14 protein-coding genes are annotated in these 17,517 nt (G+C 63.6%); 6 read left to right on the top strand and 8 right to left on the bottom strand.

Annotated elements, in window-relative coordinates; translation table 11 throughout:
• Positions 1-27 precede the first annotated feature (27 nt).
• A complete protein-coding gene (locus AB0Y14_RS01435; protein WP_436587522.1) occupies positions 28-1,437 on the top strand; it encodes a sugar porter family MFS transporter in 1,410 nt (469 codons plus the stop codon).
• On the opposite strand, the gene AB0Y14_RS01430 is transcribed toward AB0Y14_RS01435, so the two are convergent.
• The 3 genes from AB0Y14_RS01430 to AB0Y14_RS01420 form a co-directional block, all read right to left on the bottom strand.
• On the bottom strand, positions 1,423-2,613 hold the full coding sequence (locus AB0Y14_RS01430; RefSeq protein ID WP_436587521.1) for an acyl-CoA dehydrogenase family protein: 1,191 nt from the start codon (positions 2,611-2,613) through the stop codon (positions 1,423-1,425). The two genes, AB0Y14_RS01435 and AB0Y14_RS01430, sit on opposite strands and share 15 nt — an antisense overlap.
• A gap of 74 nt (positions 2,614-2,687) precedes the next feature.
• Entirely contained in the window at positions 2,688-3,452 is a 765-nt protein-coding gene (locus AB0Y14_RS01425; RefSeq protein WP_436587520.1) for a crotonase/enoyl-CoA hydratase family protein, read from the bottom strand.
• A gap of 192 nt (positions 3,453-3,644) precedes the next feature.
• Positions 3,645-5,588 (bottom strand): aconitate hydratase, encoded by a 1,944-nt coding sequence (locus tag AB0Y14_RS01420; protein ID WP_436587519.1) that lies wholly within the window; start codon positions 5,586-5,588, stop codon positions 3,645-3,647.
• 841 nt (positions 5,589-6,429) lie between these two features.
• Between AB0Y14_RS01420 and AB0Y14_RS01415 the strand changes: the two genes are divergently transcribed.
• Both AB0Y14_RS01415 and AB0Y14_RS01410 read left to right on the top strand, forming a co-directional pair.
• Complete coding sequence (locus AB0Y14_RS01415; RefSeq protein WP_436587518.1) at positions 6,430-7,974, top strand: sulfatase-like hydrolase/transferase; 1,545 nt, start codon at positions 6,430-6,432, stop codon at positions 7,972-7,974.
• A gap of 130 nt (positions 7,975-8,104) precedes the next feature.
• On the top strand, positions 8,105-8,962 hold the full coding sequence (locus AB0Y14_RS01410; RefSeq protein WP_436587517.1) for a sugar phosphate isomerase/epimerase family protein: 858 nt from the start codon (positions 8,105-8,107) through the stop codon (positions 8,960-8,962).
• Here the strand turns inward: AB0Y14_RS01410 and AB0Y14_RS01405 are convergent.
• Together AB0Y14_RS01405 and AB0Y14_RS01400 are read right to left on the bottom strand one after the other, a co-directional pair.
• Positions 8,956-10,152 (bottom strand): Gfo/Idh/MocA family protein, encoded by a 1,197-nt coding sequence (locus AB0Y14_RS01405; RefSeq protein WP_436587516.1) that lies wholly within the window; start codon positions 10,150-10,152, stop codon positions 8,956-8,958. The two genes, AB0Y14_RS01410 and AB0Y14_RS01405, sit on opposite strands and share 7 nt — an antisense overlap.
• A gap of 10 nt (positions 10,153-10,162) precedes the next feature.
• On the bottom strand, positions 10,163-11,734 hold the full coding sequence (locus AB0Y14_RS01400; protein WP_436587515.1) for a glycoside-pentoside-hexuronide (GPH):cation symporter: 1,572 nt from the start codon (positions 11,732-11,734) through the stop codon (positions 10,163-10,165).
• A 223-nt stretch (positions 11,735-11,957) separates the two neighbouring features.
• Here AB0Y14_RS01400 and AB0Y14_RS01395 point away from each other — a divergent pair, with 223 nt between their 5' ends.
• Entirely contained in the window at positions 11,958-12,785 is an 828-nt protein-coding gene (locus tag AB0Y14_RS01395) for a sugar phosphate isomerase/epimerase family protein (RefSeq protein WP_436588791.1), read from the top strand.
• Positions 12,782-13,840: a Gfo/Idh/MocA family protein gene (locus AB0Y14_RS01390; RefSeq protein ID WP_436587514.1), complete on the top strand. Its 1,059-nt coding sequence runs from the start codon at positions 12,782-12,784 to the stop codon at positions 13,838-13,840. The genes AB0Y14_RS01395 and AB0Y14_RS01390 overlap by 4 nt, the downstream gene beginning before the upstream one ends.
• Positions 13,841-14,021: 181 nt before the next feature.
• On the opposite strand, the gene AB0Y14_RS01385 is transcribed toward AB0Y14_RS01390, so the two are convergent.
• The gene (locus AB0Y14_RS01385) at positions 14,022-14,519 is read right to left on the bottom strand and encodes an ureidoglycolate lyase (RefSeq protein ID WP_436587513.1); all 498 of its coding nucleotides are present in this window, start codon (positions 14,517-14,519) and stop codon (positions 14,022-14,024) included.
• Between the two features lie 61 nt (positions 14,520-14,580).
• Complete coding sequence (locus AB0Y14_RS01380) at positions 14,581-15,261, bottom strand: DUF2848 domain-containing protein (RefSeq protein ID WP_436587512.1); 681 nt, start codon at positions 15,259-15,261, stop codon at positions 14,581-14,583.
• A 129-nt stretch (positions 15,262-15,390) separates the two neighbouring features.
• On the opposite strand from AB0Y14_RS01380, the gene AB0Y14_RS01375 reads away from it, so the two are divergent.
• Positions 15,391-16,731, top strand: a complete 1,341-nt coding sequence (locus AB0Y14_RS01375; RefSeq protein WP_436587511.1) for an MFS transporter — start codon at positions 15,391-15,393, stop codon at positions 16,729-16,731.
• 39 nt (positions 16,732-16,770) lie between these two features.
• Here AB0Y14_RS01375 and AB0Y14_RS01370 read toward each other — a convergent pair whose 3' ends face one another.
• Positions 16,771-17,427 (bottom strand): GntR family transcriptional regulator, encoded by a 657-nt coding sequence (locus AB0Y14_RS01370; protein WP_436587510.1) that lies wholly within the window; start codon positions 17,425-17,427, stop codon positions 16,771-16,773.
• Positions 17,428-17,517 lie beyond the last annotated feature (90 nt).

Genomic DNA, 17,517 nt, shown 5'->3' with positions numbered 1-17,517 from the left:
GGCGGGCTCGCCGGAGAGGAACACGGCATGAGCCAGACATCGACGTCGTCCCAGAAGACCCTCGACAGAGCCCACGAAAAAATCCCGCCGCGCGTATACCTCATCGCGTTCCTGGCAGGCTTGTCCGGGCTCCTGTACGGATACGACTCCGGGGCCATTTCGGCGGCCCTCCCACCCATGATCAAGGACTTCGGATTGTCGGAGGGCTCGGTCGGAGCCATCACGTCGATGCTCCTGTTCGGGTCCCTTCCCGCGATCGTCGTGGCCTCCGTGGCCTCCCTCCGCTTCGACCGGAGGCACCTACTGCTCGTGGCCGGCGTGATCTTCGTGGTCGGATCGATCGGTTGCGGTCTGGCCACCTCGGCGGGCTTGGTCGGCGCCTGGCGATTCTTCCTGGGCCTCGGCGTCGGAATCGCCAACATGTTCGGGCTGATCTACCTCTCGGAGCTGGCTCCCACGAGAATCCGGGGCATGTTGTCCGGCCTGTACCAGCTGGCGGTCAACTGCGGGATCCTCTCGGCGTACGTCGTCGGCGGCGCACTCGCCCCCTCGGGGGCATGGCAATGGATCCTGGCCCTGGGCGCCGTCCCGGCCGTCGTCTTCTTCATCGGCATGTACATCGCTCCCCCGAGCCCCCGCTGGTTGCTGACACGGGGACGCGAGAACAAGGCACTCAAGGTTCTCCGCACGCTGCGCGGGACACCGCAGATCGCGGAACTCGAGGTCCGCGAGATGAAAGAAATGCTCGATACGACCCGGGGTGGGGTCAAGGACCTCATCTCGCACGCCCGCAAACCCGTGCTCCTACTCCTGGGCCTGACTTTCTTCCAGGTCTTCACGGGTATCAACGCCGTCATCTACTACGCCCCGATCATCTTCGGCAAGCTCGAAGGCCTCGGCAACAACGCGGGCCTGATCGCGAACTACAGCGTCGGCATCGCTCTGGTGATCTCGACCGCCGTGGCCCTCCCGATGATCGACAGGGTCGGCCGAGTCACGATGCTCGCTTGGTCCATGGCCGGCCAGACCCTCTCGATGGTTGCCCTGTGGGCCCTCCCCGAATCGGGGTGGATCACGGTGGTGCTCGTCTTCCTCTACACGTTCTCCTTCGGATTCGGCATGGGACCCGTGTTCTGGCTCCTGGTCCCGGAGCTTTTGCCCCTGCGTCTGCGAGCGGTCGGCATGGGTGTGGTCACGTTCGCCCAGTACCTGATGAACGCGATCTTCTCCTCCATGGTTCCGCCGGCCATCGCCTCGTACGGATCCGTGGTCTTCCTGGTGTTCGGAGTGCTCTCCCTCGCGGCGTTCTTCTACGTGCTTCGCCTCGTCCCCGAGACGAGCGGGCAGTCGCTGGAGAACATCGAGAACTACTGGAAGACCGGTTCCTTCGAGATCTTCAGCGACCCCGCACAGCGCAACGGCTCACGCAAAGGCTGAGAGTCCGGTGATGTTCTTGCCCACGATCAGGGTGTTCATCTCACGGGATCCTTCGAAGGAGTAGATGGCCTCGGCGTCGGCGAACAGCTTGGCGATCTCGTACTCGAGCACGATGCCGTTCCCGCCGAACAGCTCTCGGCCCCAGGCGACCGTCTCCCTCATGCGGGTAGTGCAAAAGGCCTTGGCCAGCGCCGCCTGCGCCGAGCTGTCCTCCTTGTTCTCGGCCAATTGGCCCAGTCGGATGACCATGCCCATCATGGCCGTGACGTTGCTGAGCATCTTGACCAAAAGGTCCTGGATCATCTGGAAGCCACCGATCGGTTTCCCGAACTGGACCCGGGTCGTCGCGTACTCGCGGGCCACCTCATAGGCACGCATTGCGACGCCGGTGGCCTGCCACGCGACGTCGCCCCGCGTGTCCCGCAGGATCTTCGCGACGTCCCGGAATCCGTTGATGTTCTGCAAACGGTTCTTCTCGGGCACCCGAACATTGGTCAGGGTCAGGTCCGCGTTCTCCACCGTGCGCAGGGAGATCTTGCCCTGGATCTTCTCGGCGTGGAACCCTTCGGTCCCCTTCTCGACCACGAAGGCCTTGACCTGGTCGTCCGCGGTGTCCCTGGCGTAAACCACCACCAGGTCCGCGAACGTTGCGTTGCCAATCCAACGCTTGGCGCCGTTGAGCACCCACTCGTCGCCGTCGCGCGTGGCGGTGGTCCGCATTCCGCCGGACACGTCCGAGCCGCCCTCCGGCTCGGTCAGTCCGAACGCGCCGATCAGGGACATGTCCACCATGTCCGGCAACCAGCGTTGACGCTGCTCCTCATCGCCACCACCTGCGACGGAACCCATGGCCAGACCCGTGTGCACCCCGGCAGCGACGGCGAAGGACGGATCGGTCTTGTTCATCTCGATCCGGATGAATCCGGCCAACAGTTCGCTGTGGGGCGTGACCTGGACTCTGCTGTACTCGGGGTAACTACCCGCCGCGGTTCCCAAGGGGGCCAGTTTCTTGAACAAGTCTTTCGGGAACTCGCTGGCGTCCCATGCTTTCTCGGCCAGGGGCTTGATCTCCGTGGCAAGGTATTCGCGGACTCGATTCAGTTCCGCCTGCTCTTCCGGGCCGAGGAGCGAGGTGTAGTCGAGAAAATCGGACGTCGTGTTGGCTGGTTTGGACATGGTGGGTTCTTCTTTCCGTCTGGTCATGGTTCGTTGGAGCTCCGGGTCGCTGGTGTTCGGCCCGTTCAGACCGGTCAGCGGCCCTGCCATTGGGGTTTCCGACGCTCGGCGAATGCCGCGGCCCCCTCGGCGAAGTCTGCGGACAGCTTCAAGGAATCGACGATCCGCGCCTGACCCGCGAAAGCCTCCTCCTCCGTGGTGTTCTCGGCCATCCTGGCCACGTCCTTGACGGCGGCCAAGGCCAACGGCGCGTTGGCGGATATCGCTGCCGCGAGCTCGGCGGCGGTTTCGAGAGAGCGTCCTTCCTCGGTCACCCGGTTGACCAAGCCGATCTCGTGGCCCCTCTGGGCCGTAAAGGTTTGGCCCGTCAGGAGCAGTTCCATCGCCAGGTGGTGAGGGATGCGCTGCGGAACACGAATGGCTCCGCCTCCTCCGGGAATCAGACCGCGCGTGACCTCGGGAAGCCCCAGGGTCGCGGCGTCGGCGGCAACGATCAGGTCGCAATTCAGGGCAATTTCCAGGCCTCCACCCAGCGCGAAACCTTCGATCGCGGCGATCATGGGCTTGCTGGTGACCGTCTGCACGAATCCGGCGAACCCGTGCCCCTCGATGCTCACGTTCTCGCCATTCGCCGCAGCCTTGAGGTCCATCCCTGCGCAGAATGTCCCCGAGGCACCCGTCAGGATGCCGACGCGCAGGTCCGGATCGGATTCCAGCTTTTCGACCGCGGCTCGCAACTCACGGGCCACCTCGGCGTTGATGGCGTTCTTCTTCTCCGGCCGGTTCAGGGTGATAACCAGCGCGGAATCCCTGGTTTCGGTCGTGACGACTTGGTTCATGTGATCTGGATCCCTTTCATTCTTCCCCGACTCTATGCCCGCGGGTCGGTGATTCGAGGATTCCGACTCGGCGACGTCACACGTGACGAGGGCCTTCGGTCGCTTCCGCCGCGGCGTCGCCCCCGGAAGGCACGAAACACGACCGGAAGGCACGACGCACACGTCCATTGTTCAGAAGGGTGGGACAGGCCCTCAGACCGACTGGGCCGTCAACGGGATGCGTCCCCCCGCCAGAACCATCTCCACCTGACGCTCGGACAGGCTGTGGTGCAGCGTGGTCTCGCGACCGCCGATGGTTGCCTTCACGGTGCGACCACCCGTCAAGGCGTTGCGCAGATCCTCAAGCACGACGACGTCGTCCTGCCGCGCGGCCTCATAGTCGGCGTCGTCGTCGAACTCCAGCGCGAGGATGCCGAAGTTGGCCAGATTCTGCCAGTGGATACGGGCGAAGGACTTCGCAATGACCGCCCGCAACCCGAGGTACCTCGGGGCGATCACGGCGTGCTCGCGGGACGAACCCTGGCCGTAGTTGTCGCCTGCGATCACCACGTGACCACCCTCCGCCTGCCCGGCACGTTCCGGGTAACTCGGGTCGATCCGCGTGAAACTGAACTCCGAAATCTTCGGAATATTGCTGCGATACGGCAGGACGCGTGAGCCTGCGGGCATGATCTCATCCGTCGACACGTTGTCCCCCATCACCAACAGGGCCGGCGCCTCGAGGCGGTCGTCGAGCGGATCGAACTCGGGCAGGGACGAAATGTTCGGGCCCTTCACGAGCTCAACCTGCAACGACTCCTCCTTCTCCGGCGGAGGCAACAACATGTCGTCGTTGACGCTGTACTTCTCCGGCATGGTCGGCTTGGGGCAGTCGATGCCATGGCTCTCGCCCAAGGTTCGCGGATCCGTGATCTTTCCGGTCAGTGCGGCCGCGGCCGCCGTCTCCGGAGAACACAGCCACACGGCGTCCTCCTCCGTGCCGGACCGACCCGGGAAATTGCGCGGCATCGTGCGCAACGAATTCCGCCCCGTGGCCGGCGCCTGCCCCATACCGATGCACCCCATGCATCCGGACTGGTGAATACGTGCCCCAGCCGACACCAACGACGTGAGCCAGCCCCCCGCGATGAGGTCCGCCAGAACCTCGCGGGAGGTGGGATTCGCATCCACCGAAACCTGCCGATGGGTCTGCTGACCGTGCAGGGTCTCGGCGACCACCGCGAAATCCCGCAATCCAGGATTCGCGGACGATCCGACCACCACCTGGAACACGTCCTCGTTTTCGACCTCGGCCACCGGAACCACGTTGCCCGGCGAGGACGGCTTGGCAATGAGCGGCTCCAGGGTTGAGAGGTCGATGTGCTCCTCGACGTCGTAGGTCGCGCCGTCGTCGGCCTCGATCCGTTGGAAGTCGTCGGGTCGGCCGACGGCTTCGAGGTAATCGCGCACAGCGTCGTCGGCGGGGAAAATGCTCGTCGTGGCGCCGAGCTCGGCGCCCATATTGGCGATCACGTGGCGGTCCATCGCCGTCAGGCCCTTCAGACCGGGCCCGTGGTACTCGATCACGCGACCGACGCCGCCCTTCACATCGTGGCGACGCAGCATTTCCAGGACGACGTCCTTCGCGGAAACCCAATCCGGCAACTCGCCGGTCAGTTCGACGCCCCACACCTCCGGCATCGAGACGTAGAGGGGCTGACCGGCCATGGCCATCGCGACTTCCAGTCCCCCGACGCCGATGGCCAACATGCCCAAGGCCCCCGCGGCGCACGTGTGGGAGTCGGAACCGATCATGGTTGCCCCGGGCCGGCCGAAACGCGACTGGTGCACCGGATGGGAGACGCCGTTGCCCGCCTTGGAGAACCACAACCCGAAACGCTGTGCCGCGGATTGGAGGAACAAGTGGTCATCGGGGTTTTTCTCGTCGGTCTGCAACAGATTGTGGTCCACATACTGGACCGACAATTCCGTCTGGATGCGATCCAGGCCCATGGCCTCGAGTTCGAGCATCACCATGGTCCCCGTCGCGTCCTGGGTCAGGGTCTGGTCGACCTTCATGGCGATTTCCTCGCCCGGGGTCATGTCCCCCTCGACGAGATGGCTCGATATGAGTTTCTGAGCAACGTTCTGTGACACTTTTCTGCCCTCCCGGCTCTGATGAGCACCGGGTCTTCTCCGACCCGGGGTCTGCTCCCAGGCTATGCCCCACGTCACAAAAGGTTAAGTCGGGGGTTGGGGTGGTGGGCGTGATGGGTCGATACCGTGACTCCCGAGGCGGCATTCTTGTGCGGCCCTTCCCCACGAGGTGGCACTCCCGTGCGATTTCTGCACCCAAAACCGCACAAACCTGCCGCCTCTCCAGCACACCACGCCCGAAAACGCACGCCATTGCCGCCTCGACCCGCCCTGCGACGTCGACCCCGTTCGGCTTCGTTGGGTGGCGGTTACCGGATCCGGAGGAGTTTTCAGTCGTTAGGTGGGGTTTCAACCCCCACCTAACGGAGGTAAACGGCGCCAAATCGGGTAACCGCCGCCCAATATGGGGATTCGGCGGCGCTTCCGCTGAGCAGAACGACAAGAGCCTCATCCGCCGCTCGGCACCGACCTGCGAAAGCCTAGGGTCCGGCCTCCAAAGGCCCGCCCCATCCGCGAATCCACCAGCCGAAGCCCTGAGCTCTCAGCCGAAGCCCTGCACGATCCACCATGCCGCGTCCTCTCCCGGACCGTTACCCTTCGCCAGCCATCCACCACGCCCGACACACCGTCACGCCCGAATCGCCGCACAACCACCCCGCCGTGTCCTCAACCGAAACGCGACGGCAAGGGGACGTAAGGGGAATCGGGAGCTGGTGCCAAGGTCATCCCACCTGTCGAGACGAGCGCACCTCATGCGGAGTTTCATTCAAAATTCGCTAGGGTGGTCCACCGTGTGCCACCTCCCCCGGGTGGCTAGGGCGAACTATGCCAAGGAGTGACTGTGCCCGCGAAGAATCCTAAGTCGAGCCGTGGATTCGGCTCTGCCCTGGGGACGACTGTCGTCTACGTCCTGATCTGGCTCGGACTTGCGTTGCTCAGCGCCGCCCTGTTCATCCGGTGGAACTGGGGCACCGTCAGCGTTCGGCAGATGGCCATGAGCATCAAGGGCGTTGAACTGCAGAGCGGGTACCCCCGGGAATGGCTGGGGATCGGGCTGATCATCGTACTGCCCCTCCTGATCACCCTCCTCCTTGCCCTGGCCCACTGGGCACGCAACCGTCGCAAAAGACTCGGTACCTGGGATCCCCGCCCGAAGAAGCGGCGCCTTATTGCTCGCGGCGTCGCCTCGGGACTGGTGCTGATCCTCGTGGTCACCGGCGCTTCGCTGTTCTCGTCGAGCGTGAACCTGTCCGACTGGGTTCGTGCCACGCGTTCCGACAAGGACATCGGCGATTACTACGCCGAACCGCAGACGACAGACACGTCGAAGAAGCGCAACATCGTCAACATCTATCTGGAGTCGGGCGAACAGACCCTCTCCGACGAAAGCCTCTTCGAGAAGAATCCGTACCCGCCGCTCGAGGACCGCACCCAGGACTGGCAAAAGGTCGATGACTACCAGCAGTACGAGGGCGGCGGCTGGACCATGGCCGGACTCGTCTCCACGCAGTGCGGTATTCCCCTCAAGGGAACGGACACCCCCTGGTACGGCGGAGGAAACACCGCTCCCCCCGACGACATCGACACGTATCTCAACGGGACCACGTGCATGAGCGACATCTTCAAGCAGCAGGGATACAAGAACGTGTTCATGGGCGGTGCCGGTGCCGAATTCGCGAGCAAGGACACCTTCCTCCAGAACCACGGCTACGACGAGGTCAAGGATCTCAACGACTGGAAGAAGGCCGGGGAGCCGCAGAAAAACTTCCGCAAGGACTGGGGCCTCAATGACGAAAGGCTCTTCGACCACGCCAAGGACGAGATCGACCAGTTGCACGCCGAATCGGAGAGAACCGGCCAGCCCTTCAACCTCTCCGCGCTCACGCTGGACAGTCACGAGCCGGCCAAGGCCTACGACTACTGCAACGTGGACACGGACAGCAAGCTGACGTCCGTATACCAATGCTCCATGGACAAAGTGGGCGACTACCTGGACTACATGAAGGACAAGGGCTACCTGGACGACACCGCCGTGGTGATCCAGGGCGACCACCTCAAGCACATGAAGTCCAGCGACTCCTTCCACAAGCAGCTGGACAAGAACAACAACCGCTCGATCTTCAACCGCGTCTGGGTCCCCGGTGAGGACAACCAACGTCGCCTGCGGCCGGGTATCGACCAGTTGAATATGTATCCGACGATGCTCGAAGCGGCCGGCCTCGAGGTCAAGGACCACCAGGCCGGACTGGGTGTTTCCGCCTTCACCGACACCATTCCGGACGATTCGGCCCAATCCCTCGACCCCGACGACTACAAGGAGTTGCTCACCACGGACTCCAAGGATTTCTACACCAAGGCCTGGGCCGGGGAGCACGTCCGCAGCTAGTTACCCCTCGACATTGCACTCTGCAACCGGCGGCAATCACGTGACCTGCGCTACATGGCGTCGGTAGATCTGAAACCGGACCCCGCACCTTCGCGGGCGACGGAGACAGAAGAGCAGACAAGGAGTCGAGATGGCGACGCTGGGCGTGCAAATGATGATGCTCAAGGACCGAGTGTCCGAGGAAGGCATGTACCCGGTCCTGCAACGGATCGTCGACCTCGGGTACGACTCAGTCGAGGTTTCCCAGATCCCGATGGACGAGGAGAACACCCAGGCCCTCGAACGCGGCGTCGTCGACCTCGGGCTGCGGGTGGGCGCCCTCTCTGTGGCCGTCAGAAAGACGCCGACGGCGACCGGGGATGCCCTCGACACCGACATGGACAAGGTCGTCTCGGACTGTTCGCGCCTCGGCGTCGAATTCGTCCGTATCGGCATGATGCCCTTCGACGCGATGGCGTCCAAGGAGGCCTGCGAGGCTTGGGGACGCGACTGCGAGGCCGCAGCCCAGGAGCTCGCCGCCCACGGCATCACTCTCTGCTACCACAACCACCACGTGGACCTTGCACAGTTCGACGGCGAGCGAATCTTCGACGTCGTTCGCCGGGTCGCGCCCACCGTCCGGTTCGAGGTGGATCTTCACTGGGTCCAGCGTGGTGGCATGAATCCGATCGACATGCTTCGTGAGTATTCCGGCGTCTGCAAACTCATCCACGTCAAGGACTACCGAGTGGTGCCGCTCCCGGCCGAGGATATGGCGCTATTGGAAGACAGGTCGCCGGAGGCGCACGCGGAGTTCATGCAGAGGTTCGCCCTCCTGCCGCAGTTCGCCGAGGTGGGGTCCGGGAACATGAATTGGCCAGAGATTCTGCCGGTTGCGGTCGAAGCAGGTGCCGAGCACTTCTTCGTGGAACAAGATGAGCTCTACGGGCGCGATCCGTTCGACTGTCTCGCGGACTCGAGGGCGTACTTGAGGTCGATCGGTTACTGAACCGTTCCGGTACGCTGCGGGTACTCGCCCTCCTCGAGGATGCGTTCGTTGAGCATGGACAGGTGCTCCGCGGCGTCGAAGTCCAGAGGGACCTCCTCGTTCTTCCACGCGGAGAGGTGGATCGCGTTGGCGAGCCTGACGCCGTTGATGCCGTCCGAGCCGGGGGCGAGCAAGGGTGTTCCGTCCAGGAGATGGAGGGCGAAGTTCTCCAGGACGCCGGTGTGTTGTTCGCCCCAGACCGAGTCGAATTCGATGTCCTCCTCCTCGTAGAACTCGTGGGGATCGAGTTGGCCCTGGAAGAGGCCGCGCACGGCGTCCATCCCCAAATTCTGGGAAATCCGTTGCTCGTCCTCCCGGAGGCGGAAGACGTGTGCCTTCTTGGAGCCGTCCACGACGATCTTGCCCTTGTCCCCCAGTAATTCCAGGCGGTCGGTTCCGACAAGATCGTGGGTCGCCGTGATGAAGACTCCGGTGGCTCCGTTGCCGTAGTCCAGGACGGCCGTGACCTCGTCCTCCACCGGAATGTTCCGTTTGTACCCGAAGGCGGCTTTGGCGAAGACCGAGCGGGGCACTCCGCACAGCCATTGGATCAGGTCGAGCTGGTGAGGCGCCTGATTGACGAGGACGCCGCCGCCCTCGCCACCCCAGGTCGCCCGCCAGGCCGACTGGTCGTAGTAGCCCTGGGGCCTCCACCACGTGGTGATGATCCAGTTGGTGCGGCGCAAGGCCCCGATGTCTCCCGCGTCGATGATCTCCTTGATCCTGCGGTACAGGGGGTTGTTGCGCTGGTTGAACATGATGGCGAAGGGGACGTCGGGGGTTTCCGCGGCGACGCGGTTGAGTTCGGCCACCTGCTGCGTGTAGACGCCAGCGGGTTTCTCGACCAGCACGGGTGTTCCGTGGCGCAGGGCCCGGATTCCCATGTCTGGGTGCAGGTAGTGGGGAACGCAGGTGACCACGGCGTCGACCACGTCGGATCCCAACAGGTCCGAATAGTCCTCGAAGGTCGTGACCCCGGGGTGGTCCTGTTCGGCCTGCGCCCTGCGCGCAGGATCGGTGTCGCAGACGGCCCCGATGCTCATGTGGGGCACGCGCCCTTCGGCAATGAACCCGGCGTAGGTCGTTCCTTGGGCGCCATAGCCCACGATGCCCAATCGGATTGTCTGGTCGGTGCTCACTGTGTTCATCATTGTCCTCTGTCTACTTCTCGTTCTCGGCGGTTGACTGCTCGGGGGCGACAGCTCGGCCGTCGACCATGGCAAGCTTCTGTTGTTTGCGGGTCTCGTTCTCTTCCACGATTCGGCTGAACAGGGAGTCGGTCAATGGGTAGCGCATCATCACGAAGAACGCGATGAGGCACAGGACGGCCGGGAGAATCCCTGCGGTCAGCCTGATGCCCATGACCGCATGGTCGGATTGGACCGCTGCTCCCCCGACGTAGCCGGTCAGGCCGATGAGTCCTGCCGCGGCCGCGCCACCGAAGGCCTGGCCCAGTTTGCGAACGAAGGAAAAGACCGCATAGGTGGTCCCTTCCGTGCGGCGCGCCGTCTTCCATTCGCCGTACTCGACCGTGTCCGCTTCCATCGCCCACATGAGGGTGTTGAGCAGGCCGATTCCCAGGCCCAGGAAGAAGAACGCGACGCAGGCAAGCCACGGCATGGACGGTGGGCACAAGAACACGAGCAGGCCGCCGATCATGAAGGAGACCGCCCCGGAGAGATAGACGAAACGCTTGCCGAATCGTGCCACGGCTCGTCCGATGAACGGCGCGGCGACGAAGATCGACGCCGTCTGGATGACCGTCAGGATCGAGAACAGACCGGCATTGCCCATGACGTCGCGGGCGAAGTAGATACTCATCGTCTGAAGGCAGACGTGCGAGGTGAGGACCACGACCGACCCAACGGAGAGCCAGATCAAGGCCTTGTTCTTGGCCAGCACGGACACGGCCTGTTTCAAACTGATCTGGTCGTCCGCGGGGCGGGTCACGCGCTCCTTCGCGGTCAGGAAGGTGAAGATGTAGAGAGCGACGCCGAGCACCACGAAGATCGCCGTGATCGTGGTCAGCGATCCCTGGAGGCCCGTGGTCGCATCATGGGCCGCGGCCGCCTTGGCCGCGGAGAGCTGAGCGTCGGTGGCCCGGTCCTCGCCGCCGAGGGCTGCGACCTTCTCCTTATAGAGATTGGCCGAGCTGAATCGCTCCACGAGCGGGGAGACCACCACCGCGATCAGCATCACGGCGACCTGGGAGCCCACGGTGCGGAACGTCGCGAGTTTTGCGCGCTCCACCGGGACCTGCGTCATCGCCGAGGCGAGCGATCCGTACGGAATGTTGACCATCGAATAGAACATCATCATCACGCCGTAGGACAGGTAAGCCCAGAACAGCTTCATCGTGAGACTGTCCACGTCCGGCAGGGAGAAGACCCAGACCGAGCACAGCATGAGAGGCAAGCAGGACCACAAGATCCACGGCCGGAATTTGCCCCACTTGCTGGTCGTTCTGTCGACCCACCGGCCGACGATGACGTCTCCGATGCCGTCCCAGATCCGAACGATCAGGAAAATGGGCGCGGCGTAACCGGCCGGAATCCCGACGACGTCGGTGTAGTACAGCAGGAGGAACGTGCTGACCATGTTGAACGCGAGATTGTTGCCCGCGTCCCCCGCAGCGTAGCCCAAGAAGGATCGCAGGGGCAGTTTGCTCGTCGCCCCTTTCGAGGGCGCCGTGCCCTGGTGCTCGTCGGTTCGGGTGGCTGCTGCATGTGACATCGTCGTCGCCCTTCGCTCCCACAACGTGGCCCAAACCACACTGTGCCGTTGCTTTTCTACATCCTGGGGCCGTGGCCCCGACCGAACCAGCGGTTGCCGTCAGTTGCCGGGCCTCCACGATGGACGAACTTGTGATCCAGGCAACAAGTGGCAACCCGTTGTCGTGGGCGGCGTCCTCCGCCAGGCTGGTCCGAAGGCCACCGACGTCAACGAGGAGCAGAGCATGTGGACGCTGTCCGGATTCACCGACGAGATCTCCCCCGACATGGAGCAGCAGTGCTCCCACGCACGATCGCTGGGGCTGAGTCACATCGAATTCCGCAGCGCGTGGGACACCAACGTCCTCGATCTGGACGACCAACAACTCGAGCAGGCGGCCGAGATCCTGGATCGCTACGGCCTCAAGGTATCGAGCATCGGTTCACCCATCGGCAAGATCGGGCTTCGGGATCCCATTGATGCGCACCTCGAGCGCGCCCAGCATGCCGTCGACGTCGCTCGGGTCCTCGGGGCGCCGTACGTGCGCATCTTCTCCTTCTTCATTCCCGAGGGCGTGGACCCGGACGACTGTCGAACCGAGGTGATCGACCGCATGCGTGCCCTGGCCGACGTCGCCGAAGAGGGCGGGGTGACTTTTCTCCACGAGAACGAGAAGAAGATCTACGGCGATATTCCCCGCAGATGCGCGGACCTACTGGCCAGCGTCGATTCCCCGCGGCTCAAGGCGGCCTGGGATTCGGCCAATTTCGTCCAATGTGGGGTTCGGCCCTTCTCTGAGGGGTACTCCGCGATTCGGCCCTACCTCGAATACGTCCAGGTCAAGGACGCCCACCTGTCCGACGGCGAGGTGGTCGTGACCGGTGAGGGGGACGGCGAACTCCGTGAGACCCTGGATGCTCTGGTCGCGGACGGATTCGACGGGTTCTTCTCCCTCGAACCGCACCTGTCCAAGACACACGAGCTCGGGGGCTTCTCGGGACCCGAGCTGTTCACCGAGGCGCACACGGCATTCACGGACCTGCTCAAGGAGAAAGGGATCCGGTACCAGTGACTCTTCGTGCCCTGATCGTCGGTTACGGGTCGGTCAGCGCGGTGCACGCAGAGGCCCTCCGGTCGATTTCCGATGTCGAGCTGGTCGGTGTGTGCGACGTCGCCCCGGATCGCCGCGACGCCGCGGAGTGCGAACTGGCTGTTCCGACCGCATCGACCGTTGAGGATGCCATACGTCGATTCGCGCCCGACGTCGTCCATGTGACCACCCCGCACCATGAGCACGAAAGCGTGATCCTGGCTGCCCTCGGGGCCGGTTGCGACGTCCTGACCGAAAAACCGATCAGCTCGGATCTGAGCAGCGCCGACCGCATCGTGGCCGCTGCCGAGAACACGAAGAGCCAGAGCGGACGTTCACCTCGCGTGGGTGTGTGCTTCCAGAATCGTTACAACCTTTCGGCACAGGCCATGAAGGAGACGGTCGACTCCCGACGGTTCGGGGCGCCCCTCGGCGCCGTGGCGACCGTGGCGTGGCACCGCCCGCCCGAGTATTACACCTCGAAACCCTGGCGAGGTTCGTGGGCCACGAGCGGTGGAGGCCTGCTGATCAACCAGGCTATTCACACCGTGGATCTCCTTCAATGGATTATGGGTCCCGTGGTCGCGGTCCGGGGACGAGTGGGCACGGACGCTCTGAGCGAGGTCATCGAGGTCGAGGACACCGCAACGCTGACCCTGACCCATGAGTCCGGCGTGAGGAGCATCCTCATGGCGACCAACGCGGCCCCGACCAATCTCCCGGTGACCCTGGACATCGCCATGGAGCACGGAAACATGCGGTCCGGAACCGAACTCTTGATGACGGGGGACGACACCCCGGACGAAGTGATCAAGGAGCGCCTCCCCTCGGATCGGGCCAAGGCATATTGGGGGTCCTCCCACATCGAGCTCATCAGGGATTTCTATGAGAGTCACGAGGACGGCGAGACATTCTGGATCGACCCGAACGAGGCGATGAAGTCCTTGCGCATCGTGAAGGCCGCCTATGACGGCGCCGGCGGATTCCCCCACAGGGCCGCTCGAGACTTGGACCTGGGCAACCCCTATTTGAGGTGACTCCACTCGGCAGGCCGGGCGGGATCGACAACAAAGCCCCCCCCCCACTCCGAGTTTTCTCGGGGAGAAATTGGAGCAACACCCCTCCGAACGGGAGCCGGTGTCGAAGCTCGCGTACACGCACCGCATCAGTGGAGCGCATCGAGCACCGATCACTGCCGAACGGCGACGACTTGCCTGCTCAGGTCGAATCATCCGACGAGAAATAAGGGCCGTACGCCGTTTCTGTCGGCTCGACGCCGTGGCCGAGCGAATCGGCCAAGTCCTGCGTCGTGCTCGCTCGACTCACCATGAGACAGAGTGCCTTGCCGTCGACGGACGTGGTGGTGTGCAGGCATCCGCGGTCCATGACGATCCCCTGACCGGGCTGGACGAGGAAGGATTCGACGGCACCGTCCCGATGATCGGGCCGGCTGACGTGCTGGACCACGGAACCCGAAATCGGAATGAGTGCCTGCTCGGTGAGAAGGTGCGATTCCAGCGTCCTGGGTATTTCGGTGCGATCGTACGTGACCCAGAGAAGGTCGACCTCTCCGCCCTCGCCCGGGTCGAAGAGCGCGGCACGGTAGAAGCTGCTCGACACCGAATGGAACGCTGGGGCGGAATCGTCGACCTGGAGCGTACTGTCCAGAACTTTTCCGTACGGGGCAAAGGCATCCGCAGCAAGACGGTGGATCATCGGTTCTCCTGAACGAGTGATGGGGGCCGGTCGTCAGTCCGTTTTGTTCGCCGTGAGGTCCTCAGCCGACCGGCTCGGGCATGGGCTCCACCGCATACGCGAGTTCGATCGTGTTGCCATTGGTCGGGTCCGTGAGGCGTACGCGCCATTCCGGCGCGAACTGGTCGACGTCGGGGCTCATGGGAATCGTGCCTGAAATGAGAACGGTCCCGGGCTGGGCATATCCCTTGTCCCGCAACTGCTCGAGCCAGTACTCCGGCGGAAGGAGCTCAGCAAAACTGCCGTCCTGAATCCGCGTCTCCTTGCCCGAAGAGTCGGCGACCCAAGCCTCGATCCGGATCTCGTCGATGTGGTCAGCGACGTCGTCGAGCCGCCAGGCCTTCTTCGCCAGTACATCCGGTGAGGCGTTCTTGCTCCATGCCACACCGTATGTCTCAAGGTCGCGGTCGGTCTGGTCGCATGCTGCGGTCACGAGCACCGCCTCATCGGTCACGACAATGGCCCATTCGGCCTCACCGGAAGACTTGCCGCGCTGGACGGCGACGGTTTCCGTCTGCTGCGCGAGGTACGGAGAGACCGGATAGAGCGCGGGAATGGCCGTGGGACCGGGGACGCCCAGTTCAGCGAGTTCATCGATGTGCGCCTGGACCGAAGACTGATCACGCCCGGCGTATCCCGCATTGAACAAACGAGTGACTTCGACGTCGATGGTCGACCCATCGGTCAGTTCGAATGTGAGCATTGGTGGCCTACTTCCTTCTCGGGTTGCCGCGATCGATCGGGCGGGGTTGTTCGATTGTATACAACCAGTATAACGTTGACGCAATCACTGCGTGTGGAGCGTCACACGGCACCGATACGAAAGGCAGTCATGAGCACATCGGCCATTGCCCGTCCCCCTGTCGCCAAGAAGGACCTCGTCAAGGCATTCGCCGCGAGTCTCAGTGGAACGACGCTCGAGTGGTATGACTTCGCGATCTACTCGGCGGCCGCCGCGATCGTGCTTCCGGCACTCTTCTTTCCCACGGGCGATCCGATGGTCGGCGTTCTCCTCGCCTTCTCCACCTACGCCGTCGGGTATGTCTCCCGCCCGCTCGGCGGGATCGTCTTCGGACGCCTCGGGGACAAGGTCGGTCGCAAGAAGGTCCTCGTGTGGACTCTGGTCCTGATTGGTGCCTCGACATTCCTCATCGGGCTGTTGCCCACGTACCAGAGCATCTCGTTCTTCGCCCCGCTCATCCTCGTACTCCTACGGTTTGCGCAGGGAGTCGGCGTCGGGGGCGAATGGGGCGGCGCCGTCCTGCTCTCCAGCGAATACGGCAACCCGCGTTACCGCGGTTTCTGGTCCTCCGCCGCGCAGATCGGCCCACCCGCCGGTAACCTCCTCGCCAACGGTGTCTTCGCGGGCCTCACCCTGCTCCTTCCCGAGGACGCGTTCTTTGCGTGGGGATGGCGAGTAGCCTTCCTCATTTCCGCGGTGCTCGTCCTCTTCGGGCTGTGGATCCGCCTCAAGCTCGAGGACACCCCTGTCTTCAAGGCCGTCGAAAAGTCCGGACAGCGCGCGGAGAAACCCATTTCCGAACTCTTCCGGGACGAGCTGAGGCCCCTGATTGCGGCGGTCCTCTCCCGCATCGGCCCCGACGTCACGTACGCGCTGTTCACCGTCTTCACCCTCACGTACGGCACCCTCGTGCTCGGCCTGGACCGAACGACCGTCCTCGGCGCGGTAATGTTCGGCTCGGCATTCCAGGTCGTGTGCATTCCGCTGGCCGGGTACGTTTCCGACCTGATCAACCGGCGCCTGCTCTACGGAATTTCGGCCCTCGGAACGGTCGTGTGGACGTTCGTCTTCTTCTCACAATTGGAGGCCGGCAGCGCGCTGTGGATGTACATCGGCATTCCCATCGGGCTGTTCTTCCACTCGCTCATGTACGGCCCCCAAGCGGCCTTCGTCGTCGAGCAATTCTCTCCGCGGCTGCGATACACCGGGTCCTCGCTCGCCTACACCATCGCCGGTGTGCTCGGCGGAGCGATCGCCCCCATGATGTTCACACTGCTCCTCGACACGACGGATTCCTGGGTCTGGGTGGCCGTCTATCTGGCTGGAACGTGTGTCCTCACGATTATCGGGCTGCTGCTCGGACGCGACAACAATGTCCGGGAAGATCTCGAGCACCTCGAGAGGGTGCAGGCGAGCTCGGCCGATGCCTGAGATCGGGGCCTCGGTCGAGTCCCGATCTCGCTGAGAATCTCAGGGCATCGGGGTCTCGTGGAGCAAGAGGCACTGCGTTCGTTCGATGTGGTGCCGAATCGCGGCCTCGGTCTCCGTTGCGTCCCCGGCGCGCAGTGCCTCGAGAATGCGGGTGTGCTCGTCGAGCACTTCGGCAGGACGCTGAGAACTCGTCCACGTCGCCGAGATTCCGAATCGCACGTGCATCACCCGGAGGCGAGTGTAGAAATCCGACATCACCCTGTTCCCGGGGGCATCCACCATCGCCGCATGAAACCGCTGGTCTATCGAGATGAAGTCCGGGACCGTCTCCGAAGAGACCTCAAGATTCGCCTGTTGTTCCAGGAGGTCGCTCATGGTTTCCAGGGGCACGCGGTCGGAGGCAAGAACTTGGCGGGCCGCCTCGAGCTCAATGAGGGTACGCATTTCCATCGTCTCCCGGATCGCCCGGTCATCGCTCGGACGCACGTAGGCACCGCGATGGGTAATGAGTTCGACGAGCCCGTCGGAGGCAAGCATGATGAGCGCTTCTCGGATGGGAGTGCGGGAGAGCCCGAACTTGTCGACGAGATCCCCTTCGTTGAGAAAGGTTCCTTGCACGGAAGGGTCGGTCAGAACGAGATCACGCAGACGATCGTAGGCGTTCTGGCGCGCTGTGGGTCCCGTTAACTTCTGCATGATTCACAAGCCTACCGGCCCAGACCATGACCAACCCGGTGCCCAGCGCATCGGACACCCTCGAAGAAGACATCGAACCACGACGCGCTC

The sequence above is a fragment of the Rothia sp. HC945 genome, from assembly GCF_051370785.1.
Lineage (GTDB): Bacteria > Actinomycetota > Actinomycetes > Actinomycetales > Micrococcaceae > Rothia.
Note: the sequence above shows the minus strand (reverse complement) of the source record. Positions and strands in the feature narration are given on the sequence as shown.

Bases quoted from the DNA above. Each gene is read 5' to 3' on its own strand.
- AB0Y14_RS01435 (WP_436587522.1), top strand. From the start codon at position 28: ATGAGCCAGACATCGACGTCGTCCCAGAAGACCCTCGACAGAGCCCAC.
- AB0Y14_RS01430 (WP_436587521.1), bottom strand. From the start codon at position 2,613: ATGTCCAAACCAGCCAACACGACGTCCGATTTTCTCGACTACACCTCG.
- AB0Y14_RS01425 (WP_436587520.1), bottom strand. From the start codon at position 3,452: ATGAACCAAGTCGTCACGACCGAAACCAGGGATTCCGCGCTGGTTATC.
- AB0Y14_RS01410 (WP_436587517.1), top strand. From the start codon at position 8,105: ATGGCGACGCTGGGCGTGCAAATGATGATGCTCAAGGACCGAGTGTCC.
- AB0Y14_RS01405 (WP_436587516.1), bottom strand. From the start codon at position 10,152: ATGATGAACACAGTGAGCACCGACCAGACAATCCGATTGGGCATCGTG.
- AB0Y14_RS01400 (WP_436587515.1), bottom strand. From the start codon at position 11,734: ATGTCACATGCAGCAGCCACCCGAACCGACGAGCACCAGGGCACGGCG.
- AB0Y14_RS01395 (WP_436588791.1), top strand. From the start codon at position 11,958: ATGTGGACGCTGTCCGGATTCACCGACGAGATCTCCCCCGACATGGAG.
- AB0Y14_RS01385 (WP_436587513.1), bottom strand. From the start codon at position 14,519: ATGATCCACCGTCTTGCTGCGGATGCCTTTGCCCCGTACGGAAAAGTT.
- AB0Y14_RS01380 (WP_436587512.1), bottom strand. From the start codon at position 15,261: ATGCTCACATTCGAACTGACCGATGGGTCGACCATCGACGTCGAAGTC.
- AB0Y14_RS01375 (WP_436587511.1), top strand. From the start codon at position 15,391: ATGAGCACATCGGCCATTGCCCGTCCCCCTGTCGCCAAGAAGGACCTC.
- AB0Y14_RS01370 (WP_436587510.1), bottom strand. From the start codon at position 17,427: ATGCAGAAGTTAACGGGACCCACAGCGCGCCAGAACGCCTACGATCGT.